Raw genomic sequence first — 25,875 nt, 5'->3', positions numbered from 1 at the left:
GCGCCGCCGGCCCCGCGTTCCGCGGCCCCGATCCGGCCCCGGCCCCGCGGCCTCACAGCAGCGCGGGAACCTCCGCCGTCAGGGTCGGTCGGCCACCGTCGGCCGGGGCGTCCAGCACCGCGGGCAGGCCCAGCGGAATCGTCAGTGCCGACGGCGAGTGCCCGAAACCCAGCTCCTCGACGACGGGTACGCCCAGGCCGCCGAGCCGGTCGGCGAGGACCGCACGCACCTGTTCATAGGGGCCGCACTCCTCCCACGATCCGCACACCACACCGCAGACGCCGTCGAGCGCCCCGGCCCGCAGCAGTCTGGTGAGGATGCCGTCGAGCCGGTAGGGGTCCTCCGTGACGTCCTCGATCGCCAGCAGCCCGCCCCGGGCCGACGTCCGGGCCCCCGGGGTACCCAGGTCGGCGGCGAGCAGGCTGACACAGCCGCCGTACGTGACGCCCCGGACCCGGCCGGGCACCAGCACCGCCGCCGTGTCCAGGCCGAGGGTGCGCACGGACTCGGGAGCGAACAGTGTGGCGCGCAGATGCTCCTGGGTGGGCGCGTCCTTGAGGAACTCCTCGGTCGCGACCATCGGACCGTGCAGCGTGGAGAACCCGGCCCGCAGTGCGAACGCCTCGTGGAGCACGGTGATGTCGCTGTACCCGACGAACACCTTCGGCCCGGCCGCCCGGATCGCCGACCAGTCCAGCAGATCGACCATGCGGTGGGTGCCGTAGCCGCCGCGGGCGCACAGCACGGCATCGACGGACGGGTCGCACCAGGCATCCTGGAGATCGGCGGCACGGTTCTCATCCGTACCGGCGAGGTAGTCCAACTCGGGGTGGACATCAAGGACATGAGGTGCGACGACCGGCTCCAGATCCCAGCCGCGCAGCAGATCGAGGCCCACCGCCAGCCGGTCGGCGGGCACCGGCCCACTGGGCGCCACCACCGCGACCCGCGCACCGGGTCGCAGCCGGGCGGGCCGGGCGAGGGTTTCCAGCGGGGCGCGGGAGTCCCGCGGTTTCGTGGGACCCGCCGGTCCGGGGGTCACTTCCTCAGCTCCAGCCGCGGGACGTCGGGGCGGTCGATGCCGAACGTCTGGGCGTAGAGGGAGAGTTCGGCCTCCAGCGCGCGGACCATGGTGTCCGCGCGCCGGAACCCATGGCTCTCCCCCTCGAAGGCGATGTACGCGTGCGCGATGCCGCGGCCCTCGACGGCCGCGAGGAACCGCTCGCACTGTGCGGGCGGGCAGATCACGTCGTCGAGCCCCTGGAGCAGCAGGAACGGTGTGGTGAGGCGGTCGGTGCGGTGCATCGGCGAACGCTCGCGGTAGCGCTCCGGCACCTCGGCGAACGGTCCGACGAGCGATTCCAGATACCGCGACTCGAAGTCGTGGGTCTCGTCGGTGGCCCAGCCCGCGAGGTCCAGGATGGGGTAGCTGATCGTCCCGCAGGCGTAGAGGCCGGTGGAGGTCAGCGAGGCGGCGGTGGTCCAGCCGCCCGCGCTGCCGCCCCTGATCGCGAGGCGGTCCCGGTCGGCCGAGCCCTCGGCGGCCAGCGCCTCGGCGACGGCGGCGCAGTCCTCCACGTCGACGACGCCCCACTGGCCGCGCAGCCGCTCGCGGTAACGGCGGCCGTAGCCGGTGGAGCCGCCGTAGTTGACCTCGGCGACACCGATGCCGCGCGAGGTGAAGTAGGCGATCTCCAGGTCGAGGACGAGCGGCGCGTGGCCGGTCGGGCCGCCGTGCGCCCAGACCACGTACGGCGGGAGCTCCCCCTCGGGCCCGCCGCGGTCGGGGCTGTGCGGCGGGTAGATGTGGGCGTGGATCTCACGGCCGTCGGGACCGGTGAAGGTGCGGTCGCGGGGTTCGGGGTAGTACGCGGGATCGACCGCGTCGCGGTGGGGTACGCCGATGATCCGGGTGTGTCCGGTCGCGGTGTCCAGCTCCACCACCTCGGCACCGCTGCGCGGGCTCGCGGCGACGCCGATGACCCTGCTGCCCCGTACGGCGAGCGTGTCGGCCCAGGCCGTCCAGGGTCCCGGCACATCGGCGAGTTCCCCGGTCTCCGGGTCGAGCACGCCGAGCCGGGTGGTGCCCCTGCCGTGGATGACGGCGATCAGTCCGTTGTCCAGCGGCCGGAACCAGCGCAGCCCGATCTTCCACAGCGCTCCGCCGAACTCCTCGCCCCGGCCGGAGCAGAGCCGGCTGGTGGGGAGGGCCCCGCCCGCCGGGGCGTCGGGCCGGATGCGCTGGAGTTCCCACCAGTCGCCGAGGTCCGAGACGAACAGCAGGGTGCCGTCCCGGTCCCACTCGATCTGGCAGACGGACTCGTCGATGTCGCCGACGAGCGGGCGTACGCCGGTGAAGGTGCCCTCCTCGCTGACCTCGGCCAGCATCACCACCGTGCCGTCCCAGGGCATCCGCGGGTGGTCCCAGGCGATCCAGGCGGCCCGCCGCCCGTCGTGCGAGAGCCGCGGCCCCGTGACGAACCGGTGCCGGTCGTCGGAGAGTTCGCGTACGGCCGTGCGGTCGTCGGCGGCCGAGCCGTCCAGCGGCACGGCGGCGACGACCCGGCGCACATCGGTCGGTGCCTCGCCGGTGAACTCCTCCAGGACACACCAGACTTCGCCCCGGGCACCCCGGCCGAGGTGCAGCTCCGGGTCCACCCAGCGCAGTCCGCCGCCGATGTCCGACACCGGAGTGAGCGGCCAGGGTTCGTCGGGGCCGTCGGGGGCGTAGGCGTAGAGCCGCTGGTCGGTGAAGTGGACGAAGACGACGAGCGGGCCGCCCTCGGTGCGTTCGGTGCCTGCCCAGGGCTGCCCGCCGTACTCGATGACCCGGCTGCGGGTGTTCCACGGTGCGGGCAGCACGGCTGCGGTGGTGCCGTCCGCGCGCCGGCGCACCAGCGCCCGCCGACCGCCCTCGGCCGGGCGCGGCTCGGTCCACCACACTTCCTCGCCGACGGTGCCGACGTGGTCCGGGCGTCCGTCGTGCGAGGCGGCGAGTGCCGCGTCGATCGGTGAGGGCCAGGTTCCGTACGGCGCTGTGGAAACGTTGGGCGTGGTGGACACGTTCGGCTCTGTGGTCACGGTGGACTGTCCCCCCGGTACGGGTCAGGCGGTGCGCAGATAGTGGTCGAGGACACGGACGCCGAAGTGCAGGGCGTCGACGGGGACGCGCTCGTCGACGCCGTGGAAGAGCGCCTGGTAGTCGAAGCCGACGGGCAGCTTCAGCGGCGAGAAGCCGTATCCGGTGATGCCGAGGCGGGAGAACTGCTTGGCGTCCGTGCCGCCCGACATGCAGTAGGGGACGGCGTGCCCGTCCGGGTCGAAGTGTTCGACGGCGGCGCGCAGTTTGGCGTACGTGGGTGAGTCGACGGGCGCCTGGAGGGCGACCTCACGGTGGTGGAACTCCCACTGGACGGCGGGGCCGGTGAGCCGGTCCATCGTCTCGGTGAACTCGTCCTCGCCGCCCGGCAGCATCCGGCCGTCGATGAAGGCGGTGGCGCGGCCGGGGATCACGTTGACCTTGTATCCGGCGTCCAGCATCGTCGGGTTGCTGCTGTTGCGGACGACGGGTTCGAGGAGGGAGGCGACCGGGCCCAGCTTGCCCAGCAGCTCGTCCACGTCGAAGCCGGGGGCGTCGACATCGACGTCGATGCCGTGCAGCGCGGCGATCTCGGTGAGCGCGGCCCGTACCGTCGGGGTGATCCGCACCGGCCACTCGTGCTCCCCGATCCGGGCGACGGCGGCGGCGAGCGCGCTGACCGCGTTGGCCCGGTTGACCTTGGAGCCATGGCCGGCGGTGCCCTCGGCGGTCAGCTTCAGCCAGCCGGTGCCGCGCTCGCCCGCGGCGATCGGGTACAGCGACAGCCCCTCCCCGGCGTGGAAGGTGAAGGCGCCGGATTCGCTGATGCCCTCCGTACAGCCCTCGAAGAGCCCGGGGTGGTGGTCGGCGAGGAAGCCGGAGCCGTCGTCGGCGCTGGCCTCCTCGTCCGCGGTGTACGCGATGACGATGTCGCGGCGGGGGCGCACACCGGCGCGCGCCCAGCCGCGGACGACGGCGAGCACCATCGCGTCCATGTTCTTCATGTCGACGGCGCCGCGCCCCCACACCACCCCGTCACGCACCTCGCCGGAGAAGGGGTGCACGGTCCAGTCGGCGGCTTCGGCGGGCACCACGTCGAGGTGCCCGTGCACGAGGAGCGCGTCGGCGGACGGGTCGGTGCCCTCGATCCGGGCGACCACGTTGGTGCGTCCCGCGGTGCGCTCCAGCAGGGTGGGTTCCAGGCCGGTGGCGGCCAGGCGCTCGGCGACGTACTCGGCCGCCGGCCTCTCCCGGCAGTCGCCGCCGCCGTGGTTGGTGGTGTCGATCCGGATGAGTTCGGAGGTGAACGTCACCACTTCGTCGAGTGCCTGCTCGTCCACCTGTCCGAGCGGGTCGGGCGCCTCAGCCATATTGTTCCTCCACGGCGGACGACACGATGGTGGTCACCGCCTTGAACGTGCGAATACCTTCGTACATCGTCGCGCTGGTGTACGCGACGCGCCTCTCGCCGCTCGGCGCCACGCCGGGGACCACGGTCGCCGCGGCGGCCAGATGCTCGGCGTCGAACTCCAGCTCCACCGTGAAGGAGCCGCCCGTCACCGGGGTGTGCCGCACGGCGAGCGCCGTCGCGTCCCTGGCCGCGGCCCTGATGTCGGCGGCGGTACGGGCCGGGGTGCGGCACACCGCCGCGTACCGCGAGACGTAGTCCTTGACGGCGACCTTGCGCGCCTCGGGGGCGTATCCCTCGGCGTCCACACAGGTGAGGTCGTCACCGGTGACGAGCACGACCGGGACGCCGTACTCGGCGGCGACATGCGCGTTGAGCAGGCCCTCACTGGCGCGGACGCCGTTCAGCCAGACCCCGGTGATGGAGTTGGCCAGATAGGTGTGGGCGAGAACGCCCTCCGTGCCCGCCCCCGTGTGATAGCCGACGAAGGCGATGGCGTCGACATCGCCGTGCTGGATGCCCTCCACCATGGAGAGGGACTTGTGCCTGCCGGTGAGCATCTGGACCCGGTCGTCGAGGCGCTCCAGCAGGAGGTTGCGCATGGACCAGTGCGCCTCGTTGATCAGCACGTCGTCGGCGCCGCCGTCGTAGAACCCGAGGGCCGCGGCGTTCACGTCGGAGGTGAACATCGAGCGGCAGCGCTCCCACTGCGCGGTGCCGGGCAGCACATCGGCCGGCCAGGTCACTCCGGTGGCGCCCTCCATGTCGGCGCTGATGAGGATCTTCACGCCCCACCGTCCCGCGGTAGGTCATGGGCGGGCGATCCGGCCGTGACGGCGGTCGGTCGGCCATCACTCCGGTGAGCCGCGTCGTCGGCCCGCGGCACAGCGCAACAGATCTTCACGCTGGCTCACGCTACGCGACGGCGATGGGTCGAGCCAGAGCCGGGCGAACGTTCGGGGGGCCCGGAACGCTCTTCCCGTCGGGAGGGGGACCTGACGCGCGGAATGTCCGCGTCCTCGCCGAGAGCGGCGATGGGGCCGGTGGCGAGGACGCGGCACTCGGGGTACGACGGCGGCGGGCTGTCGTGGGCGGGCCCGCGCCCGATGCGCTCAGCCCCGGCCCGTGCCCGTTCCCGTGAGGAGCTGCTCGATCCTGGCCAGCTCCTCCTCGGCGAACTCCAGGTTGCGGACGGTCTCCACGTTGTTCTCCAGCTGGGCGACGCTGCTCGCGCCGACCACGGCGGAGGTGACCCGGCCGCCGCGCAGCACCCAGGCCAGTGCCAGCTGGGCGAGCGACTGGCCGCGCTCCTTCGCCAGGGCGTCGAGCGCGCGCAGCCGGTCCACCAGCTCGGGGGTGACGGCGTCCGGGGTCAGGAAGGGGCTGTCGCCCGCAGCCCGGGAACCGGCCGGGATGCCGTTCAGATAGCGGTCGGTGAGGATGCCCTGCTCCAGCGGGGAGTAGGCGATGGAGCCGGTGCCCAGTTCGTCGAGCGCGCCGAGCAGCCCGTCCTCGGGGCGGCGGTCGAGCATCGAGTAGCGGGGCTGGTGGATGAGCAGGGGCGTGCCGAGGTCCCTGAGGATCGCGGCGGCCTCGCGGGTCTGCTCGGCGGAGTAGTTGGAGAGGCCGACGTAGAGGGCCTTGCCCTGCCGTACGGCGGTGTCGAGGGCGCCCATCGTCTCTTCGAGCGGGGTCTCGGGGTCGAAGCGGTGGGAGTAGAAGATGTCGACGTACTCCAGGCCGAGCCGCCGCAGGCTCTGGTCCAGCGAGGAGCGCAGGTACTTCCGGGAGCCCCACTCGCCGTACGGGCCGTCCCACATGTCGTAGCCCGCCTTGGTGGACACGACGATCTCGTCCCGGAGCCGGGCGAAGTCCGTCTTCAGCGCGCGGCCGAAGGTGAGCTCGGCGGAGCCGGGCGGCGGGCCGTAGTTGTTGGCGAGGTCGAAGTGGGTGATGCCCAGGTCGAAGGCCCTGCGCAGGATGCGGCCCTGCTCCTCGGGGCTCCGGTCGCCTCCGAAGTTGTGCCAGAGGCCGAGCGACAGCGCGGGAAGCAGCAGCCCGCTCCGGCCGGTGCGCCGGTAGGGCATGGCGGTGTAACGGTCGGCGGACGGGAGGTACATGTGTGCTCCGCGGGAGAGTTCCGAGGGAGCGCTCCGGGCTCGGTGCGCAGGGTCCAGGCTGACGGAGAACGATCCAGCAGTCCAACCGGAGATTCCGCTGGGATTCATCGTCTACCTTTCTCAATCATGGAACTGCGTCAGCTGGAGCACTTCGTCGCCGTCGCCGAGGAGCAGCACTTCACCCGCGCCGCCGAGCGCCTCTCCGTCTCGCAGTCGGGTCTCTCGGCGTCCGTCCGGGCGCTGGAGCGGGAGCTGCGCACCCCGTTGTTCAGCCGGACCACGCGTTCGGTGCGCCTCACCGAGGCGGGGCGCGCCCTGCTGGTGGAGGCGGAGCGCACGCTGGCGGGGGCGCGGGCGGCACGGGACGCGGTCGATGCCGTACGGGGGCTGCTGCGCGGCACCCTGACGGTGGGGGTCGAACAATGCGTGGCGGGGGTCAGTCCGGCGCGGCTGCTCGCCGCCTTCCACCGTGCCCATCCGCACATGGAGCTACGGCTCCGGCAGGAGGGCACCACGAGCCTGCTGGACGGGGTGGCCGAGGGCCGGCTCGACATCGCGTTCGCCGCCACGGTCAGTCCGCCGGAGTGGCGCGGCGAGCTGATCCCGCTGGCCCGGGAGCCGATGGTCGTCCTGTGCGCTCCCGGTCACCGGTTCGCCGGGCGGCCCGTGGTGGCGTGGGACGAACTGCGCGGTGAGTCCTTCATCGACTTCCATCCGGACTGGGGGCCGCGGCGGGCGGCGGACGAGGCGTTCGCCTGCGCGCGGGTGCGCCGGAGCGTGGCCCTGGAGGTGAACGACGTGCACAGCCTGCTGGAGCTGGTGCACGAGGGGCTGGGCATCGCGGTGGTGCCGCACCACTTCACCCGTAAGCCCGAGGCCCGGGGCCTGGTCACGGGGGAGCTCGAAGGCCCGGACGCGCCGGTGTACGAGAGTGTGGTGGTGCTTCCTGCGGCGCGGGGCCTGAGCCCGGGTGCGCGGGCGCTGACGCATCTGGTGCGCGAGGACGCCCTGCGCTGAGCGTCACCCCGTCCGGCCCACCACCAGCCAGTTCGAGGGGAGGGCGATACGGATGCCGTCGGCCACGTACTCCGTTGTCAGCAGCGGCAGTTCGCCCCGGGCGAGCACGGAGAGCCCGGCCGTGCGGATGAACTGGGGCAGCGCCGCGTCCCGGACCGTGCCGGTGGCGATGCCGTGGGTGAGGACCGGGCGGAGCTTGGGGGGCGGTCCTGCCGGTCGCTGCGCCAGCACCGTGAGTTCGGCGCTCGCCGCCTCGGCCGGTTCCACGACGAAGGCCCTGCCCCGCTCCCCCACGAGGGTCGCGATGGAGTCGATCAGCGGCTGCCGGTCGGCCGGATCGCACTGGTGGAGCACGCCGCGCATATAGACGTGGGTGTCGCCCAGTTCACCGTGGAGGCGGCGCACCGCGTCCGGGTCCGCCGCGTCGATCTCGCGGAACGGCACCGCCCCGAGCGGGTCGCGGCGCCGGGCGTGGGCCAGCGCCGCCGCGGAGAGGTCGACGCCGGTGACCCGGGGCAGCCGTTCGGCGAGGAAGAACGTCTGTGTGCCGTTGCCGCAGCCGAGGTCGACCAGGGGAAGGTCCGCCGCCATCAGGTGCGGCTCGAAGAGCGCGAGGTGCAGCCCCGAGGTGAGGGCGGGTTCGGCGTCCCAGAAGACGGCGCCGGGGTCGTCGGGAGCTTCGCTCCAGAAGCTCTCCCAGGCACGCTTGTACTGACTCGTCACGCTCATGACCCGCTCCCCAGGGCGATCCGCACAACCTGTCATGACTTTTCGTCAGGGACGGTCTACCGCGCTCCGGTTGCAGCGACAAGCGACCGGCGCATTCTTTCACCGCGCGTTCGATCCGTAGGCGCCCCCCGTGCGCCGCGTACGCCCCCGCGCACGCCGTTATGGCGGGCCCCGCGCACGGCATGGCGAACCCCGCGCACGGCGCCATGGCGACCGTGCGCGGGGTGCCGGGACAGCTCCCGGGGGTCAAGTCCTCTTCCCGGCCGGAGGTCAGTCCTCGACCCGGCCGGAGGTCAGTCCTCGTGTCCGAGCTGGAGGTCGCGCTCGGTGCGCCCGCCGCCCGCGACCTGGAGCACGGTCGCGACCGGCGGATAGCCCGCGGCGATCACGGTGTACTCGCCGGACGACAGGTCGACGAACCGGAACGCTCCGTCCGGCCCGGTGGTGAGGGTGTCCACCACATTGCCCGCCGCGTCGAGCAGGGTGACCCGGGCGTCCTCGACGGGCCGCCCGCCGCTCGCCCGGACGACCCCGCGCAGGACGGCGCCGCCGGCCAGTTCGATGTCCTGGCGGGTCTCCCTGGCGGCCTGCACACTGACCGGCAGCGCGGCGGGCCGGAAGGCCGGGGCGCTGGCGGCGAGGGTGTACTCACCGGCCACCAGCTCGGTGATCACATAGCCGCCCTCACGGCCGCTACGGGTGGTCGACACGACGTCGCCGCGCACATCGGTGAGGGTCACCGCGGCGTCCCGGACCGGGACCCCGTCGGCCGTGACGACCGTACCGGCGAGCCGTCCCGCGCCGCCGAGGACCACGTCGAGTTCGACGGGCCGCTCGCCCACCGTGACGCTGACGGCCTGCGGCTGGTGCCCGCCCGCGGCCGCGATCAGCACATAGGAACCGGCGCCGGGGACACTCAGCGCGTACCGCCCGTCGTCACCGCTCGCGCCGCGCCCGACCTGCTTCCCCTGGACGTCGATCAGGGTGAGGGCCGCCCGGGGGACCTTCGTACCGTCCGGGTGCTGGACGCTCCCGCAGACGGGGACACCGGACAGGTAACCGACGGACGGGGAAGCGGAGTCGGTCCGCGCGGCGGGGATCGGCGAGGGCTCGGTGGCCGTTTCGGGGCTGTGGTGGGACACCAGCGGTTTCTCCTTGAGGAAGAAGGCGAGGAACAGGCCGAGCACGAGCACCGGCACCAGGTAGAGGAAGATGCGCGGCATCGCGTCGGCGTACGCCTGGACATAGGCGTCACGCAGTGCGGGCTCCATCGCGTGGACGAGCTGCGGGGTGATCGACGCGGGATCGGGGAGGTCGGCGCCGGACGGAAGGTGTACGGCGAGGGCGTCGGCGAGCCGCCCCGCGAAGAGGGTGCCGAAGACGGCGGCACCGATACTGCCGCCGATCTGCCGGAAGTAGTTGTTGGCACTGGTGGCGGTGCCGAGGTCGGCGGGCCGTACGGAGTTCTGCACGGCCAGCACGAGAACGGACATGACCAGGCCGATCCCGATGCCGAGGACGGCCTGCGCGAGGCTGTACTCCAGCCGGGAGGTGCCGGTCTCCAGCCGGGAGAGCAGCCACATGCCGACGGCGGAGAGGGCGCAGCCGACGAGTGGGTGGATCCGGTAGCGGCCGGTCCTGGAGATCAGCTGTCCGGAGACGACGGAGGCCACGACGATGCCGCCCATCATCGGCAGCATCAGGAGCCCGGATCCGGTGGCGCTGGCTCCGTCGACCATCTGGAGATACGTCGGCAGATAGCTGGCGGCACCGAAGAGCGCGACACCGACGACGGCACCCACGAGAGAGGTGACGTTGAAGATCGAGTCGCGGAACAGCCGCAGCGGGATGACGGGTTCGGCGGCGCGGTGCTCGACGGCGATGAAGAGCAGGACCGTGCCGAGCGCGCCCGCGGCGAGGCCCAGGATGGTGCGCGAGCCCCAGGCGTACTCGGTCCCGCCCCAGCTGGTGAGCAGCACCAGGAAGGTGGAGGCGGCGGCCAGGAGCAGCGCGCCGAGCACATCGAGCCGGGGGCGGACGGTGGGCTTGGGAAGCTTCAGCACGACGGCGATGACGGCGAGGGTGACCAGGCCGAAGGGCACGTTGATGTAGAAGCACCAGCGCCAGGAGGCGTGGTCGGTGAAGAAGCCGCCGAGCAGCGGGCCCGCGACGGACGCGAGGCCGAAGACGGCACCGATGAGGCCCATGTAGCGGCCTCGCTCGCGGGGCGGGACGATGTCCGCGATGATCGCCTGGACACCGATCATGAGCCCGCCGCCGCCGATGCCCTGGACGGCCCGGAAGGCGATCAGCTCGTCCATGGTGCGCGACCAGCCGGCGAGCGCGGAGCCGATGACGAAGACGACGATGGCGAACTGGAAGACGCCCTTGCGGCCGAAGAGATCGCCGAGCTTCCCATAGATCGGGAGGCCGATGGTGGAGGCGAGCAGATAGGCGGTGACCGCCCACGACATCTTCTCCAGGCCGTGCAGCTCACCGACGATCTTCGGCAGGGCGGTGGCGACGATCATCTGGTCGAGCGCCGCGAGCAGCAGGGTGAGCATCAGCCCGAGGAAGACCATCCGGACCCGGCGCGGGCCGATCCCGTCGGGCGGGGCGACCGCCGCGGCGCCGGGGCCGGGAGTCGTGGGTGGCGGCGGGAGCACGGTCGTGGTGTCGGCGCCCCCTGCCGAGTCGCCCGGCTCGTCCTTCACCAGCGTGATCCCACCCACCACGTAACGCTCCCCTAGTCGCCTCTGCGCCGCCCATTTCTCGCACCGTGCGGCGAGGCAGGGCAAACGCGAAGCGGGGGGCGTACAGCGCGGGCAAAGGGCTTATGCGCCGGTCGGAGCCACTACGGCGCACAACCGGCCACCCCGGAAAAACCACCCGTTCCGGTGAGGCCGGCCGTCAAGCGGGCGGCCGGGCCGAACGTGGTGTCGGCCTGGCCGCGTTCGGTCTACTTCTCGACCGCGGTGGCGAGGTTCTGGAGCAGTTCGTCGTAGATGCGTCCGAGGCCCTTGGGCGCGAAGGTCTTCTCGAAGAATCCACCGATGCCGCCCGCGCCGTTCCAGACGGTCGAGACGACGGCCTTGGACTTGCCCTCACCGGCCGGGGTCACGGTCCAGGTGGTGACCATGGAGGAGTTGCGGTCCTTCTCGACGAGCTGTCCGTCGGTCGGCTCGGAGACCTCCAGCAGGCAGTCGCGGACCCGCTTGCTGGTGGCCTGGAGCTTCCAGTGGACGAGAGTGCCCTCGCCGTCACCGCCCTCGCGCACCTCGTACTCGCTGAAGTGTCCGGTCAGCACCTTGCCCCGGACCTCCTGGTAGTCGGCCAGCGCATCGAACACCGTCTCCGCGTCCGCCGCGATGATCCGCTCTGTCGTGGCCTCGACCTGCGCCATGGCTGTTCCTCCAGCACTCGGTTGTTCGGGGGGGGGTGAGCTGAGCCAACCACCTCGGGTACGGCCCCTCAAAATCGGGGTCCGCGAGCCGCCCCGCACGATCAAGGGAACAAGTGTTCTATTCTGTGCCCAGTTCTACCGAGGAGGCGTCCATGCGCTGGGACAATCTGGTCGAGAACGGCACAATGACCGGGAACAGCGCGCTCTTCGCCGCCGACGCGGTGACCACGCGCACGTTCGACACCCCCGAATTCCGGGGGATCACCTTCCATGAGATCCGGGCCCGCTCGATCGTGAACCGGGTGCCGGGGGCATCCCGGATGCCGTTCGAATGGACCGTGAATCCGTACCGGGGCTGCTCCCACGCCTGTGTGTACTGCTTCGCCCGCAAGACCCACAGCTATCTGGATCTGGACACCGGACTCGGCTTCGACTCCCAGATCGTCGTCAAGATCAACGCGGCGGAGCTGGTACGGCGGCAGCTCGCCTCCCGCCGCTGGCAGGGCGACCACATCGCGATGGGCACGAACGTCGACTGCTACCAGCGCGCCGAGGGCCGCTACCGGCTGATGCCCGGCATCATCGAGGCCCTGCGCGATCGCGCGAACCCGTTCTCGATCCTGACGAAGGGCACGCTGATCCTGCGGGATCTGGAGCTGCTGCGGCAGGCCGCCGAGGTCACCGAGATCGGGGTGTCCGTCTCCGTCGGCTTCACCGACCGTGAGCTGTGGCGCACGGTCGAGCCCGGCACGCCCTCCCCCGAGCGGCGCCTCGACGTGGTGCGCACCCTCACCGACAACGGCATCGGCTGCGCGGTCCTGATGGCCCCCGTCATCCCGTTCCTCGGCGACCGGCCCGACCAGCTGCGCGACACGGTCCGCGCGATCGCCGCGGCAGGGGCGACGTCGGTGACCCCGCTCGTGCTCCATCTGCGGCCCGGCGCCCGGGAGTGGTTCACGCAGTGGCTCGCCCGCCACCACCCGCACCTCGTGCCGCGCTACGAGCGGATGTACGCGGACGGCTCGTACGCGCCGACGTGGTACCAGCGCCGGATCACCCGCCAGGTGCACGAGCTGGCCACCGAGTTCGGGATCGGGCCCCCCGACTGGGGCGCGGCCCGGCGGGTCGCCGCGTCCGGCACACCGGAGCGGGCCGACCCGGCACCGGGGCCGACCCAGCTGACTCTGCTGTGACATCCGCCCCTCCTGTGACAGTGCGGGCGCATCACGGCGTCGGCGTGACCAATCGGGTCAACTCTCGACAGAACGTGTCCGCTTCCGCCTGAATTCGGGGACCATGCCGCGGGGGCTGTGCCACCCACAGCCGCGTTCCCTCCACCACGGGAGGCCGTATGACGAATCGTGCAGGAATTCTGGTCGCCGTCGGCGCGACGGTCGCCGGGCTGGTGAGCGCCGTGCCGGCCTCGGCGACAGCCGACACGGGCGCGCCACGCGCCCCGCAGCTCAAGTGGACCGACTGCGCGACGGAGGACTATCCGACGCTCCAGTGCGCGACGGTCCGCTCCCCGTTGGACCATGACCGCCCCTCGGGCCGCCAGGTGACGCTCGCCCTGTCCCGGATCCCGCACACCGCGAAGACCTCGCAGGGCCCGCTGCTGGTCAACCCGGGCGGTCCCGGCGGCAGCGGACTCTCGATGGCGGGTTTCGTGGCCTCCTCGCTGCCCTCGAAGGTCGCCGCGGCGTACGACGTGATCGGGTTCGATCCCCGCGGGGTGGGCAAGAGCCGCCCGGCTCTGAACTGCGTGCCGAAGTACTTCGATCCGGTGCGCCCCGACTCGGTGCCGACGTCGTACCGGGACGAGCGGGCCAAGCGGGACCGGGCCGCGTCGTTCGCCGCCGCGTGCGGGGAGAAGCACGGCGACCTGCTGCCGTACATGGACACCGTCAGCGCCGCCAAGGACCTCGACGTGATCCGCCGGGCGCTCGGCTCACGGCAGATCAACTACTTCGGCTACTCGTACGGCACCTACCTCGGCGCGGTCTACGCGAAGCTGTACCCCGAGCGGGTGCGACGCCTGGTGCTCGACTCGATCGTCGACCCGGACGGGGTCTGGTACGACGACAACCTCAGCCAGGACTACGCGTTCGACGCCCGTCACCGGGCGTTCACCGCCTGGGTCGCGAAGAACGACGCCACGTACCGGCTCGGCACCGACCCGTCGCGGGTCGAGGCCGCCTGGTACGCGATGCGCGCCGCGGTCAAGGAGCACCCCGCGGGCGGCAAGGTCGGTCCGGGCGAGCTGGAGGACACCTTCATGCCCGGCGGGTACTACAACGGCTACTGGCCCTATCTGGCCGAGGCGTTCGCCGCGTACGTGAACGAGGGCGACCAGGAGGCGCTGGTCGAGAGCTACGAGAACTTCGGCGCGGTCGGGGCCGGCGGCGAGAACGGCTACTCGGTCTACACGGCCGTCCAGTGCCGCGACGCCGCGTGGCCGCAGGACTGGAACACCTGGCGCGACGACACCCGCGCGGTGAACGCCAAGGCGCCCTTCATCACGTGGAACAACACCTGGTACAACGCGCCGTGCGCGTCCTGGCCGGTGGAACCGCTCAATCCGGTACGGGTGACCAACCATGAGCTCCCGCCGGCGCTGCTCTTCCAGGCCACCGACGACGCGGCCACCCCCTACGAGGGCGGTGTCACCATGCACCGCAAGCTCAAGGGCTCCAGCCTGGTCGTGGAGCAGGGCGGCGGCAACCACGGGATCACCCTGAGCGGCAGCAACTGCCTGGACGCGTATCTGGCGGACTACCTCGCCACCGGCACGGTCCCGCGCGGCGACGGCAGCCGCGCCGGGGCGGACGCGGTCTGCCGCGCCCTGCCCGACCCGAAGCCGCTGCCCGCCGAGAAGGCGGCAGCGGGGAGCGCGAACGACAGCAAGGGCAGCCGGCTCCACGGCCTGCTGGGCTTCCGCGGCTGACCGCGCGGCCGGGGGCGTACTCCGGGACGGTCACCGTGCCCCGCGGGACCGGCCGGACGTACGCCCCCAGGTACGCCGGATCAGCCGGCCGGGAGTCTGCTGAGGGCTTCGGCCGCCGCGCCGGCGAGACGCGGGTGGGGCAGCGCCGCCCGCAGGACCGGGCGGGCCCGGTCGTCGCCCAGCCGCCCCAGCCCCTCCACGCAGGCGAGGGCCACCCGCCAGTGCGGCTCCTGCGGGGCCAGCAGCCGCTCCAGCGTGCCGACGAGGGCGGGGACCGACTCGGGTGCGCGCAGGGCGGTGAGCAGCCGCACCGGGTGCAGGGCGTAGGCCGTGCGCAGGGTGTTGGTGGCGAGCGCGGCCGCCGCCCGGGGCGTACGGGGATCGCCCAGGCGCTCCAGGGCGTGGGCCGCGGACACACAGCGTTCGGGGTCGCGGTGGTTGAGCAGCAGGACCAGCGCCTCGAACGCGCGCCGGTCGCCCGCGCAGCCGAGCCGGAAGGCGGCGATCTCGCGCGCCCACAGCGGGCGTCCTGGTTCGACGAGGACCCGGGCAAGCTCCTCGTCGTCGTCGGTGGCGATCAGCCGGTCGTACGCCGCCGACCCGTCCGCCTCGTCCCGCAACCGGTCCATGAGGGACTGGAACTCCTCGTCCATGACGCTCAGCGTATCGGCGGGCACGCTCCGTGTGGACCCCGGTGGCGTACTCCCCGGGGCGTGCGGTGTGGTCCAGTGCACACCGGCGCAGGGCTGGCGCGCTCGTTACTCGCCGGTTAATCTCATGTGAGCGGGACACACCCCCCGCAGGCTCCGGTGGCCTGGTGACGCAGCCATCCGGAGTGCTTGTCGGTTCGGCAGCTTTGTGAGACGTGACTCCGGGACAGAGTCCGTCGCCCCTTCCCGGTCCGGGCGCCCCTCGCGTGTCCGGGCCCTGTGCACCACGACACGCACCTTCCGCACGCCGTACGCCGGTCGATCCTTCCCGGCGCGCCGTGCTCCTCACAGTCGTCACTCACCCTGGAGTCCCGTGATGGACACCCCGCTCAGCACCATTGCCGTCGTCGGCCTCGGCACCATGGGCACCGGCATCGCCGAGGTCCTGGCCCGTGCGGGCCGCGAGGTCATCGGTATCGACACCGACGAGGCGGCCGCCCGCCGGGCCGTCGCCTCCCTCGAAGCCTCCACCGCCCGCGCCGTGCGGCGCGAGCGGATCACCGAGCGGGAGCGGGACGGCATCCTCTCCCGGTTCCGCACCTTCTCCGACCTCCGGGCCGCCGCGGAGGCGGAGCTCGTCATCGAGGTCGTGCCGGAGACGTACGAGCTCAAGCAGCAGGTGTTCCGGGATCTCGACGCGGTCGTCTCCCCCACCGCGATTCTCGCCACGGGCACCAACGCCCTGTCGGTGACCCGGCTGGCCGCCGAGTCGCAGCACCCCGAGCGGGTTCTGGGCCTGCACTTCTTCAACCCGGCGCCCGCGATGAAGCTGGTCGAGGTCGTGTCCTCGGTGCTGACCGCGCCGCCCGCCGTCGAGACCGTCACCCGGCTCGCCCGCGAGCTGGGCAAGGAGCCGGTCGCGGTCGGCGACCGGCCCGGCTTCGTCGCGGACGGCCTGCTGTTCGGCTACCTCAACCAGGCCGCCGCGATGTACGAGGCGAACTACGCCTCCCGTGAGGACATCGACGCGGCGATGAAGCTGGGCTGCGGGCTGCCGATGGGCCCCCTCGCCCTGCTCGACCTGATCGGCATCGACACCGCCCGTACGGTCCTGGAGGCCATGTACTCCGCCTCGCACGACCGGCTGCACGCCCCGGCACCGGTGCTGGGCCAGCTCAGCCAGGCGGGCCTGACCGGCCGCAAGGCGGGCCGCGGCTTCTACACGTACGAGGCCCCGGGCGGCCAGACGGTGGTGCCGGACGCGCTGACACCGGCGGCCGGCGCGGGGGGCACGGCCGGGCGCCCGGTGCGTTCGGTGGGGGTCGCGGGCTCCGGGACGATGGCTTCGGGCATCGCCGAGGTCTTCGCCAAGGCCGGCTACGACGTGGTGCTGGCGGCCCGCGGCCAGGAGAAGGCCGACACGGCGAAGGGCCGGATCGCCGCGTCGCTGGAGCGCTCGGTCGCCAAGGGACGGCTGACCGCCGAGGCACGGGACGGGGCGCTGGCCCGGATCACCGCGGCGGGTTCGCTGGACGCGTTCGCGGACGTGGACCTCGCGGTCGAGGCGGTCGCCGAGGACCTGGAGGTCAAGCGGCAGCTCTTCGCGACCCTGGACAAGGTGTGCAGGCCGGGCGCGGTGCTGGCCACCACGACCTCGTCGCTGCCCGTCGTCGCGATCGCCCGCGCGACCGCACGGCCCGAGGACGTCGTCGGGATGCACTTCTTCAACCCGGCGCCCGCGATGAAGCTCGTCGAGGTGGTCCGTACGGTGCTGACCGCCGACGAGGTGCACGCCACGGTCCGCGAGGTGTGCGCGAAGGTCCGCAAGCACCCGGTGGACTGCGGGGACCGGGCCGGATTCATCGTGAACGCGCTGCTGTTCCCGTATCTCAACAACGCGATCAAGATGGTCGAGGAGCACTACGCGACCCTCGACGACATCGATGCCGCCATGAAGCTGGGCGGCGGTTACCCGATGGGCCCCTTCGAACTGCTGGACGTCGTCGGCCTCGATGTCTCGCTCGCCATCGAGAAGGTCCTGCACAGCGAGTTCCGTGACCCGGGCCTGGCCCCTGCGCCGCTCCTGGAGCATCTGGTCGCCGCGGGCTGCCTGGGCCGCAAGACGGGGCGCGGCTTCCGCGAATATGCCCGTCGCTGAGCCGGGAGCCGAGTGGGGCGGGCTGCTGGGACCTTCGGGCGGCCCGCCCCCGCAGGCGCGCTCTCCAGCACGGATGCAGTACGTTCACACCATGTCCCAGCCCGCCAAGTCACCCCGTGCCTCCGCCGCGCCCGACGCCCCGGAAAGTGCCGCAGGCACGCGCGCCGCCGCCCAACGGCTCAAAATGCGCCGCGAACTGGCCGCCGCGGCGATGGAACTCTTCGCCACGAAGGGGTACGAGGCGACGACCGTCGACGAGATCGCGGGCGCCGCGGGGGTCGCACGGCGGACCTTCTTCCGGCACTTCCGTTCCAAGGAAGAGGCGATCTTCCCCGACCACGACGACACCCTCGTCAGGGCCGAGGCCGTCCTCAACGCGGCCCCCGCGCACGAGCACCCGCTCGACACCGTGTGCCGCGGCATCAAGGAAGTCATGAAGATGTACGCGGCCAAGCCCGCCGTCTCCGTGGCCCGTTACAAACTGACCCGTGAGGTACCCACCCTGCGGGAGGCCGAGATCGCGTCGGTCGCCCGCTACGAGCGGCTGTTCACCCGCTATCTGCTGGGCCACTTCGACGAGCGCGACCATCACGTGGGCAATGACGACCCGCTGCTGGCCGAGGTGGCCGCGTCCGCCGTGGTCACCGCGCACAACCATGTGCTGCGCCGCTGGCTGCGGGCGGGCGGCCAGGGCGATGTGGAGGCCCAGCTCGACCACGCGTTCTCGATCGTCCGCGAGACGTTCGGGACGGGTATCGGAGCCGGGCGGATCGCCGGGACCGAGCCCGCGAAGGCGCCCGCCGCGACGGTGGCGGCCGAGGGCGAGGTGCTGGTCGCCGTGGCGCGGACCGACGCACCGCTCGACGAGGTCATGCGCACGATCCAGCAGGCGCTCAGCAAGGAGCGCTGAGCCACCGGCCGGTGCCGCGGCTCCGGCCGGCCGGTGTCCCCCGCCCACCGGCCGGCGGCAGCCCGCCCACCGCCCGCCGAAACCTGGTTGCCGGGTCCCGCCCCCGGTGCTGAGCTGGGCGGATGGATTCCGACCGCGCCACCCTGCTGGCCCTGTTCGACCGTGAGATGCGGGAGTACGCCCGCCCCGACGGCCCCGGTGTACGGGTCGAACGCGACGGCCCGGTCGTCCGCCAGGTCGGTGCCGCACACGACTGGAACGGCGTCGTCTGGTCCGCCCGGGAGCTGGACGCCGAGGGGGCGGACGCGGCCGTCGCCGCGCAGGTGGCGTACTACACGGGGCTCGGTCACGACGAGTTCGAGTGGAAGCTGTACGCGCACGACCGGCCCGCCGATCTGGGCCGGCGGCTGCGGGCGGCCGGTTTCGTCGCGGAGCCGCCGGAGACCTTGCTGATCGCGCCGGTCGAGTCGCTGCCCACCGCCGTCGAACCGCCCGAGGGCATCTCGCTGCGCAGGGTGACCGACGCCGCGGACGTGGAGCTGATGGCGAAAGCCCATGAGCGGGCGTTCGGCTCGGACTGTCCGGGGCTGCGCCGGCAGGTGGCGGCCCGACTGGCGCAGGACCCGGACGGCTTCGTCGGGGTGCTGGCCATGGCGGGCGACGAGCCGGTGAGCTCGGCCCGGATGGAGCTGTACCCCGGCACGGGCTTCGCGGGGCTCTGGGGCGGTGGGACGGTCGCCCCGTGGCGCGGCAGGGGCGTCTACCGGGCCCTGGTCGCCTTCCGCACCCGTATCGCCGCCGAGCGCGGCTACCGCTACCTCCAGGCCGACGCCACCGACCGGTCCGCACCGATCCTGCGCCGGCTCGGCTTCCTCACCGTGGGCACCACGACGCCGTACGTGTACCGCGTGGCGCCGTAACCACCCGGCAGCAGGACAGAACGGCCCGGAACGCCCATCGTATTGCTCATGCGTGCCCATCAGATGACAAGTGAGAGAAATTGTTGGCACTCGGTGCCTTGTCAGGTGTCACGGAGTGCCATACGTTGAAGGTGTCCGGGCGGCCGGCGTGCTGGGACCTCACGCACGCCGGCTGTCCCCGCCAACCACGTGTCGGCGCGCCCGGACGCCTGCGTCACAGGCACCCTTCTGCTCCACAGAGCAAGCCGAAGCACCACCCGCCGAACCGACGGCAGCACCTCCACACCGCACCGCTCCCCCTGCCCGCAGGGACCTCTCAAGCGTTCCCTCGACGCCAGCTTTGCCGGAGGCAACACCGTGAAGGAAATCCTGGACGCGATCCAATCGCAGGACAGCACCGCCGCGGACTTCGCGGCCCTGTCCATCCCCGAGTCGTACCGCGCGGTGACCGTGCACAAGGACGAGACGGACATGTTCGCCGGGCTCGCCACCCGCGACAAGGACCCCCGCAAGTCGCTGCACCTGGACGAGGTCCCGGTGCCCGAACTGGGCCCCGGCGAGGCGCTGGTCGCCGTCATGGCCAGCTCGGTGAACTACAACTCCGTCTGGACCTCCATCTTCGAGCCGATGTCCACCTTCGGCTTCCTGGAGCGGTACGGAAAGCTCAGTGAGCTCACCAAGCGCCATGACCTCCCGTACCACGTCATCGGCTCCGACCTGGCGGGCGTCGTCCTGCGCACCGGCCCCGGCGTCAACGCCTGGAAGCCGGGCGACGAGGTCGTCGCGCACTGCCTCTCGGTCGAGCTGGAGTCCTCGGACGGCCACAACGACACGATGCTCGACCCCGAGCAGCGCATCTGGGGCTTCGAGACCAACTTCGGCGGTCTCGCGGAGATCGCCCTCGTCAAGTCCAACCAGCTGATGCCCAAGCCGCAGCACCTCAGTTGGGAGGAGGCCGCGGCTCCCGGCCTGGTCAACTCCACCGCGTACCGCCAGCTCGTCTCGCGCAACGGCGCGGGCATGAAGCAGGGCGACAATGTGCTGATCTGGGGTGCCAGCGGCGGCCTCGGCTCCTACGCGACGCAGTTCGCGCTGGCCGGCGGCGCCAATCCGGTCTGTGTCGTCTCCAGCGACCAGAAGGCGGACATCTGCCGACGGATGGGCGCGACCGCCATCATCGACCGCAGCGCCGAGGACTACCGGTTCTGGAAGGACGAGCACCACCAGGACCCGCGCGAGTGGAAGCGGTTCGGCAAGCGCATCCGCGAGCTGACCGGCGGCGAGGACGTGGACATCGTCTTCGAACACCCGGGCCGCGAGACGTTCGGCGCCTCGGTCTACGTGACCCGCAAGGGAGGCACGATCGTCACCTGCGCCTCGACCTCGGGCTACAACCACGAGTACGACAACCGCTATCTGTGGATGTCGCTGAAGCGGATCGTGGGCTCGCACTTCGCCAACTACCGCGAGGCGTGGGAGGCCAACCGGCTGGTCGCCAAGGGGAAGATCCACCCCACGCTCTCCAAGGTCTACACCCTGGAGCAGACCGGCCAGGCCGCCCACGACGTCCACCGCAATCTCCACCAGGGCAAGGTCGGCGTCCTCGCGCTGGCACCCCGCGAGGGTCTGGGCGTGCGGGACGAGGAGCTGCGCGAGCGGCACATCGACGCCATCAACCTGTTCCGGGACGCTCCCGCGGAGCGGACCGTCCGATCCAGCCGGAACGTCTGAGGTTCTCCGATGACTGAGCGTCACAAGGACAGGCCCTGGCTCATGCGGACGTACGCCGGTCACTCGACCGCCGAGGCGTCCAACGAGCTGTACCGGCGCAACCTCGCCAAGGGCCAGACGGGTCTGTCGGTCGCCTTCGACCTGCCGACACAGACCGGCTACGACCCCGATCACATCCTCGCCCGGGGCGAGGTGGGCCGGGTCGGTGTGCCCGTCTCCCACCTCGGCGACATGCGACGGCTGTTCCAGGACATCCCGCTGGAGCAGATGAACACGTCGATGACCATCAACGCGACCGCGATGTGGCTGCTGGCGCTCTATCAGGTGGTCGCGGAGGAGCAGGGCGCGGACCCCGACAAGCTCCAGGGCACCACGCAGAACGACATCGTGAAGGAGTACCTCTCGCGCGGGACCCATGTCTTCCCGCCGGGTCCCTCGCTGCGGCTGACCACCGACATGATCACCTACACGGTCGGCCGCATCCCCAAGTGGAACCCGATCAACATCTGCAGCTACCACCTCCAGGAGGCGGGAGCCACTCCCGTCCAGGAGATCGCCTACGCGATGTCGACCGCCATCGCGGTGCTGGACGCGGTGCGCGACTCCGGACAGGTGCCCGAGGAGAAGTTCGGCGACGTCGTCGCGCGCATCTCCTTCTTCGTGAACGCGGGTGTCCGCTTCATCGAGGAGATGTGCAAGATGCGCGCCTTCGGCCGCATCTGGGACCGTGTCACCCGCGAGCGGTACGGCATCGCCGATCCCCGGCAGCGCCGCTTCCGCTACGGCGTCCAGGTCAACTCCCTCGGCCTGACCGAGGCACAGCCGGAGAACAACGTCCAGCGCATCGTCCTGGAGATGCTGGCCGTCACCCTCTCCAAGGACGCCCGCGCCCGCGCCGTCCAGCTGCCGGCCTGGAACGAGGCGCTGGGGCTCCCGCGCCCCTGGGACCAGCAGTGGTCGCTCCGCATCCAGCAGGTCCTGGCCCATGAGAGCGACCTGCTGGAGTACGAGGACATCTTCGCCGGTTCGCATGTCATCGAGGCCAAGGTGGACTCGCTGGTCACCGAGTCGCTCGCGGAGATCGACCGGATCCAGCGGATGGGCGGCGCGATGGCCGCCGTCGAGTCCGGCTACCTCAAGTCCGAGCTGGTCTCCTCGCACGCCGCGCGGCGGGCCCGGATCGAGGGCGGCGAGGAGAAGATCGTCGGGGTCAACATCTACGAGACGACCGAACCCAACCCGCTCACCGCCGACCTGGACGGCGCGATCATGACGGTGGACCCTGCGAACGAGGCCCGTGTCGTCGCCGCCCTGCACCAGTGGCGCGACAACCGGGACGAGGCCCGCGCCACCGAGGCGCTCGCCGCGCTGAAGAAGGCCGCGGCGGGCACCGCGAACATGATGGAAGCGACCGTGGAGTGCGCCCGCGCGGGGGTCACGACCGGCGAGTGGTCCTGGGCGCTGCGGGACGTCTTCGGCGAGTTCCGGGCACCGACGGGTGTCTCGTCCGCGCCGGTCGCCGTCACCGCCGAGGCGGGCACCCCGCTCGCCCTCGTCCGGGAGAAGGTCACCCGCACTGCGGGCGACCTCGGCGTGGGGCGGCTGCGGCTGCTGGTCGGCAAGCCGGGGCTGGACGGGCACTCCAACGGCGCCGAACAGATCGCCGTACGGGCCCGTGACGCCGGGTTCGAAGTGGTCTACCAGGGGATCAGGCTGACCCCCGAGCAGATCGTCGACGCCGCCCTGGCCGAGGACGTGCACTGCGTCGGCCTGTCCATCCTGTCCGGTTCGCACGCCGAGCTGGTTCCGGATGTGCTCCACCGGCTGCGCGAGGCCGGCGCGACCGACATCCCGGTGATCGCGGGAGGCATCATTCCGCCCGCCGACGCCGCCGCCCTGATCAGCGCCGGTGTCGCCGCCGTCTTCACCCCGAAGGACTTCGGCATCACGGAGATCATCGGCCGTATCGTCGACGAGATCCGGAAAGCGAACAAGCTCGACCCTCTGGAGGTCCCCGCATGACCACGCCCACGACGCCCGTGAACCGTCTGCGTCCGCGCCGTTCCTGTCTCGCCGTGCCGGGCTCGAACCCGCGCTTCCTGGAGAAGGCCCAGGGCCTCCCGGCCGACCAGGTCTTCCTGGACCTGGAGGACGCCTGCGCGCCGCTCGCCAAGGAGGGCGCCCGCCACCACATCGTCGACGCGCTCAACAAGGGTGACTGGACGGGCAAGACCCGGGTCGTGCGGGTCAACGACTGGACGACGCACTGGACGTACCGCGACGTCATCACGGTCGTCGAGGGCGCCGGGCCGAACCTCGACTGCATCATGCTGCCGAAGGTCCAGGACGCCCAGCAGGTCGTGGCCCTGGACCTCCTGCTGACCCAGATCGAGAAGACGATGGGCTTCGAGGTCGGCCGGATCGGCATCGAGGCGCAGATCGAGAACGCCAAGGGCCTGGTGAACATCGACGACATCGCCGCGGCCTCGCCCCGGCTGGAGACACTGATCTTCGGCCCGGCCGACTTCATGGCCTCGATCAACATGAAGACCCTGGTGGTGGGCCAGCAGCCGCCCGGCTACGGCGCGGACGCCTACCACTACATCCTGATGCGCATCCTGATGGCCGCCCGTACCCACGACCTCCAGGCGATCGACGGCCCCTTCCTCCAGATCCGCGACGTGGACGCCTACCGCGAGGTCGCGGGCCGTGCCGCCGCTCTCGGCTTCGACGGCAAGTGGGTACTGCACCCCGGCCAGGTCGACGCGGCCAACGAGGTGTTCTCGCCCTCGCAGGAGGACTACGACCACGCCGAACTGATCCTGGACGCCTACGACTGGTACACCTCCGAGGCCGGCGGCAAGAAGGGCTCGGCGATGCTCGGCGACGAGATGATCGACGAGGCCAGCCGCAAGATGGCGCTCGTCATCGCGGGCAAGGGCCGTGCGGCCGGTATGCCGCGCACCTCGACGTTCGAAGCGCCGGAGGCCTGATCATGCAGTTCGGACGCACTTTTGAGGAGTTCGAGGTCGGTGCCGTCTACAAGCACTGGCCCGGAAAGACGGTCACGGAATACGACGACCACCTCTTCTGCCTGCTGACCATGAATCACCATCCGCTGCACATGGACAGCAACTACGCCGAGAACACGACCGATTTCGGGAAGAACGTCGTCGTCGGCAACTACATCTACTCGCTGCTGCTCGGTATGTCGGTGCCGGACGTCTCCGGAAAGGCCATCGCCAACCTGGAGGTCGAATCGCTCAAGCACATCGCGCCGACCTTCCACGGCGACACGCTCTACGGCGAGACCACGGTCCTGGACAAGACCCCGTCGAAGTCCCGCCCGGACCGCGGAATCGTGTACGTGGAGACCAGGGGATACAAGCAGGACGGCACTGTGGTCTGCGTGTTCCGCCGCAAGGTGATGGTTCCCACCGAGACGTACATCAAGGAGCGCGGCGGCGAGCAGCCCGGCCGCCCGACGCCTTCCAACTAGCCGTGTGAAGCCACAGGAGAAGCAGCCATGACGCGACTCGCCCAGACCGCCGGTCTGAACGACATCCAGCAGGAAATCCTCGCCACGGTCCGGGATTTCGTCGACAAGGAGATCATTCCGGTCGCGACCCGGCTGGAGCACCGCGACGAGTACCCCACCGAGATCGTCGAGGGGCTCAAGGAACTCGGCCTGTTCGGGCTGATGATTCCCGAGGAGTACGGGGGGCTGGGTGAGTCGCTTCTCACCTATGCGCTGTGCGTGGAGGAAATCGCCCGCGGCTGGATGAGTGTGTCGGGAATCATCAACACCCATTTCATCGTGGCGTACATGCTCAAGCAGCACGGCACACAGGAGCAGAAGGACACGTTCCTGCCGCGGATGGCGCTGGGCGAGGTGCGGGGCGCGTTCTCGATGTCCGAGCCGGCGCTCGGCTCGGACGTTTCCGCCATCACGTCCAAGGGCGTCAAGGACGGCGACGAGTACGTCCTGAACGGCCAGAAGATGTGGCTCACGAACGGCGGCACGTCGAATCTGGTGGCCGTGCTGTGCCGGAGTGACGAAGGACACCCCGAGGGGACGGCGCCCCACAAGTCGATGACGACCTTCCTGGTGGAGAAGGAGGCGGGCTTCGGTGAGGTCCGTCCGGGCCTCACCATCCCCGGGAAGATCGACAAGATGGGCTACAAGGGCGTCGACACGACCGAGCTGATCATGGACGGGCTACGTATTCCGGCCAATCGTGTGCTGGGGGGCACCACCGGCCGGGGGTTTTACCAAATGATGGACGGGGTCGAGGTCGGCCGGGTAAATGTGGCGGCGCGTGGCTGCGGCGTCGCACAGCGTGCATTCGAGCTGGGTGTTTCGTACGCCCAGCAGCGCCATACCTTCGGAAAGCCCATCGCTCAGCACCAGGCGATCCAGTTTAAATTGGCCGAAATGGCCACCAAGGTCGAGGCCGCCCATGCAATGATGGTAAACGCGGCCCGCAAAAAGGACTCCGGGGAACGAAACGACCTGGAGGCAGGGATGGCGAAGTACCTCGCCTCCGAGTACTGCAAGGAAGTCGTCGAGGACGCCTTCCGCATCCACGGCGGTTACGGCTTCTCCAAGGAGTACGAGATCGAGCGCCTCTACCGCGAGGCGCCGATGCTGCTGATCGGCGAAGGTACCGCCGAGATCCAGAAAATGATCATTGGTCGCCGCCTCCTGGAGGAGTACCGACTTCAGGGTTGATTGTCCCTTTCGAGGTGATTTAGTCGCGAAGAACATCACACCCTGTCATCCTCGGCCGGTGCCTCTGAGCTGTC

At 71.1% G+C, this 25,875-nt stretch carries 20 protein-coding genes; 11 read left to right on the top strand and 9 right to left on the bottom strand.

Translation table 11 applies throughout. The features are described from left to right. Positions 1 to 52 precede the first annotated feature (52 nt). The 5 genes from OG251_RS33225 to OG251_RS33205 all read right to left on the bottom strand — a co-directional run bounded on the left by OG251_RS33225 (position 53) and on the right by OG251_RS33205 (position 6,607). Positions 53 to 1,042, bottom strand: coding sequence for a S66 peptidase family protein (locus OG251_RS33225; protein ID WP_442818394.1), 990 nt, complete (start codon positions 1,040 to 1,042; stop codon positions 53 to 55). Further along, entirely contained in the window at positions 1,039 to 3,081 is a 2,043-nt protein-coding gene (locus tag OG251_RS33220) for a S9 family peptidase (RefSeq protein WP_442818393.1), read from the bottom strand. Before OG251_RS33220 ends, OG251_RS33225 begins: the two co-directional genes overlap by 4 nt. A 24-nt stretch (positions 3,082 to 3,105) precedes the next feature. Then, positions 3,106 to 4,449, bottom strand: coding sequence for a M20/M25/M40 family metallo-hydrolase (locus OG251_RS33215; RefSeq protein ID WP_326680560.1), 1,344 nt, complete (start codon positions 4,447 to 4,449; stop codon positions 3,106 to 3,108). Then, complete coding sequence (locus OG251_RS33210) at positions 4,442 to 5,275, bottom strand: M55 family metallopeptidase (RefSeq protein WP_326680559.1); 834 nt, start codon at positions 5,273 to 5,275, stop codon at positions 4,442 to 4,444. Before OG251_RS33210 ends, OG251_RS33215 begins: the two co-directional genes overlap by 8 nt. A 324-nt stretch (positions 5,276 to 5,599) precedes the next feature. After that, on the bottom strand, positions 5,600 to 6,607 hold the full coding sequence (locus OG251_RS33205) for an aldo/keto reductase (RefSeq protein ID WP_326680558.1): 1,008 nt from the start codon (positions 6,605 to 6,607) through the stop codon (positions 5,600 to 5,602). Between the two features lie 126 nt (positions 6,608 to 6,733). On the opposite strand from OG251_RS33205, the gene OG251_RS33200 reads away from it, so the two are divergent. Further along, positions 6,734 to 7,624 (top strand): LysR family transcriptional regulator, encoded by an 891-nt coding sequence (locus OG251_RS33200; RefSeq protein ID WP_326680557.1) that lies wholly within the window; start codon positions 6,734 to 6,736, stop codon positions 7,622 to 7,624. Between the two features lie 3 nt (positions 7,625 to 7,627). On the opposite strand, the gene OG251_RS33195 is transcribed toward OG251_RS33200, so the two are convergent. The 3 genes from OG251_RS33195 to OG251_RS33185 form a co-directional block, all read right to left on the bottom strand. Further along, on the bottom strand, positions 7,628 to 8,353 hold the full coding sequence (locus OG251_RS33195) for a class I SAM-dependent methyltransferase (RefSeq protein ID WP_326680556.1): 726 nt from the start codon (positions 8,351 to 8,353) through the stop codon (positions 7,628 to 7,630). Between the two features lie 293 nt (positions 8,354 to 8,646). Further along, positions 8,647 to 11,088: an MFS transporter gene (locus OG251_RS33190; RefSeq protein WP_326680555.1), complete on the bottom strand. Its 2,442-nt coding sequence runs from the start codon at positions 11,086 to 11,088 to the stop codon at positions 8,647 to 8,649. A 224-nt stretch (positions 11,089 to 11,312) separates the two neighbouring features. Next, positions 11,313 to 11,756 (bottom strand): SRPBCC family protein, encoded by a 444-nt coding sequence (locus OG251_RS33185; protein ID WP_073722805.1) that lies wholly within the window; start codon positions 11,754 to 11,756, stop codon positions 11,313 to 11,315. 152 nt (positions 11,757 to 11,908) lie between these two features. Here OG251_RS33185 and OG251_RS33180 point away from each other — a divergent pair, with 152 nt between their 5' ends. After that, positions 11,909 to 12,949, top strand: coding sequence for an Rv2578c family radical SAM protein (locus OG251_RS33180; RefSeq protein WP_326680554.1), 1,041 nt, complete (start codon positions 11,909 to 11,911; stop codon positions 12,947 to 12,949). 158 nt (positions 12,950 to 13,107) lie between these two features. Then, entirely contained in the window at positions 13,108 to 14,700 is a 1,593-nt protein-coding gene (locus tag OG251_RS33175; RefSeq protein WP_326680553.1) for an alpha/beta hydrolase, read from the top strand. 80 nt (positions 14,701 to 14,780) lie between these two features. Here OG251_RS33175 and OG251_RS33170 read toward each other — a convergent pair whose 3' ends face one another. Beyond that, positions 14,781 to 15,353 (bottom strand): adenylosuccinate lyase, encoded by a 573-nt coding sequence (locus tag OG251_RS33170; protein WP_326680552.1) that lies wholly within the window; start codon positions 15,351 to 15,353, stop codon positions 14,781 to 14,783. Positions 15,354 to 15,726: 373 nt separating this feature from the next. On the opposite strand from OG251_RS33170, the gene OG251_RS33165 reads away from it, so the two are divergent. From OG251_RS33165 to OG251_RS33130, 8 genes are all read left to right on the top strand, one after another. Then, positions 15,727 to 17,508 carry a 3-hydroxyacyl-CoA dehydrogenase family protein gene (locus tag OG251_RS33165; protein WP_326680551.1) on the top strand — a complete coding sequence of 594 codons (1,782 nt, stop codon included), beginning with the start codon at positions 15,727 to 15,729 and terminating at the stop codon, positions 17,506 to 17,508. 91 nt (positions 17,509 to 17,599) lie between these two features. Further along, complete coding sequence (locus OG251_RS33160; protein ID WP_073722813.1) at positions 17,600 to 18,418, top strand: TetR family transcriptional regulator; 819 nt, start codon at positions 17,600 to 17,602, stop codon at positions 18,416 to 18,418. A 122-nt stretch (positions 18,419 to 18,540) separates the two neighbouring features. Then, positions 18,541 to 19,338: a GNAT family N-acetyltransferase gene (locus OG251_RS33155; RefSeq protein ID WP_326680550.1), complete on the top strand. Its 798-nt coding sequence runs from the start codon at positions 18,541 to 18,543 to the stop codon at positions 19,336 to 19,338. 357 nt (positions 19,339 to 19,695) lie between these two features. Beyond that, positions 19,696 to 21,069: a crotonyl-CoA carboxylase/reductase gene (gene ccrA / locus OG251_RS33150; protein ID WP_326680549.1), complete on the top strand. Its 1,374-nt coding sequence runs from the start codon at positions 19,696 to 19,698 to the stop codon at positions 21,067 to 21,069. A gap of 9 nt (positions 21,070 to 21,078) precedes the next feature. Beyond that, a complete protein-coding gene (locus tag OG251_RS33145; RefSeq protein ID WP_326680548.1) occupies positions 21,079 to 23,091 on the top strand; it encodes a protein meaA in 2,013 nt (670 codons plus the stop codon). Then, positions 23,088 to 24,062: an HpcH/HpaI aldolase/citrate lyase family protein gene (locus OG251_RS33140; protein WP_073722821.1), complete on the top strand. Its 975-nt coding sequence runs from the start codon at positions 23,088 to 23,090 to the stop codon at positions 24,060 to 24,062. The genes OG251_RS33145 and OG251_RS33140 overlap by 4 nt, the downstream gene beginning before the upstream one ends. Before the next feature lie 2 nt (positions 24,063 to 24,064). After that, the gene (locus OG251_RS33135; RefSeq protein ID WP_326680547.1) at positions 24,065 to 24,568 is read left to right on the top strand and encodes a MaoC family dehydratase; all 504 of its coding nucleotides are present in this window, start codon (positions 24,065 to 24,067) and stop codon (positions 24,566 to 24,568) included. Between the two features lie 27 nt (positions 24,569 to 24,595). Then, positions 24,596 to 25,801, top strand: a complete 1,206-nt coding sequence (locus OG251_RS33130) for an acyl-CoA dehydrogenase family protein (RefSeq protein WP_073722825.1) — start codon at positions 24,596 to 24,598, stop codon at positions 25,799 to 25,801. Positions 25,802 to 25,875: the final 74 nt, after the last annotated feature.

This window comes from Streptomyces sp. NBC_01237, from assembly GCF_035917275.1.
GTDB lineage: Bacteria > Actinomycetota > Actinomycetes > Streptomycetales > Streptomycetaceae > Streptomyces.
Note: the sequence above shows the minus strand (reverse complement) of the source record. Positions and strands in the feature narration are given on the sequence as shown.

Bases quoted from the DNA above. Each gene is read 5' to 3' on its own strand.
- OG251_RS33170 (WP_326680552.1), bottom strand. From the start codon at position 15,353: ATGGACGAGGAGTTCCAGTCCCTCATGGACCGGTTGCGGGACGAGGCG.
- OG251_RS33140 (WP_073722821.1), top strand. From the start codon at position 23,088: ATGACCACGCCCACGACGCCCGTGAACCGTCTGCGTCCGCGCCGTTCC.
- OG251_RS33215 (WP_326680560.1), bottom strand. From the start codon at position 4,449: ATGGCTGAGGCGCCCGACCCGCTCGGACAGGTGGACGAGCAGGCACTC.
- OG251_RS33135 (WP_326680547.1), top strand. From the start codon at position 24,065: ATGCAGTTCGGACGCACTTTTGAGGAGTTCGAGGTCGGTGCCGTCTAC.
- OG251_RS33130 (WP_073722825.1), top strand. From the start codon at position 24,596: ATGACGCGACTCGCCCAGACCGCCGGTCTGAACGACATCCAGCAGGAA.
- OG251_RS33175 (WP_326680553.1), top strand. From the start codon at position 13,108: ATGACGAATCGTGCAGGAATTCTGGTCGCCGTCGGCGCGACGGTCGCC.
- OG251_RS33200 (WP_326680557.1), top strand. From the start codon at position 6,734: ATGGAACTGCGTCAGCTGGAGCACTTCGTCGCCGTCGCCGAGGAGCAG.
- OG251_RS33165 (WP_326680551.1), top strand. From the start codon at position 15,727: ATGGACACCCCGCTCAGCACCATTGCCGTCGTCGGCCTCGGCACCATG.
- OG251_RS33185 (WP_073722805.1), bottom strand. From the start codon at position 11,756: ATGGCGCAGGTCGAGGCCACGACAGAGCGGATCATCGCGGCGGACGCG.
- OG251_RS33145 (WP_326680548.1), top strand. From the start codon at position 21,079: ATGACTGAGCGTCACAAGGACAGGCCCTGGCTCATGCGGACGTACGCC.
- OG251_RS33160 (WP_073722813.1), top strand. From the start codon at position 17,600: ATGTCCCAGCCCGCCAAGTCACCCCGTGCCTCCGCCGCGCCCGACGCC.
- OG251_RS33180 (WP_326680554.1), top strand. From the start codon at position 11,909: ATGCGCTGGGACAATCTGGTCGAGAACGGCACAATGACCGGGAACAGC.
- OG251_RS33205 (WP_326680558.1), bottom strand. From the start codon at position 6,607: ATGTACCTCCCGTCCGCCGACCGTTACACCGCCATGCCCTACCGGCGC.
- OG251_RS33195 (WP_326680556.1), bottom strand. From the start codon at position 8,353: ATGAGCGTGACGAGTCAGTACAAGCGTGCCTGGGAGAGCTTCTGGAGC.
- OG251_RS33155 (WP_326680550.1), top strand. From the start codon at position 18,541: ATGGATTCCGACCGCGCCACCCTGCTGGCCCTGTTCGACCGTGAGATG.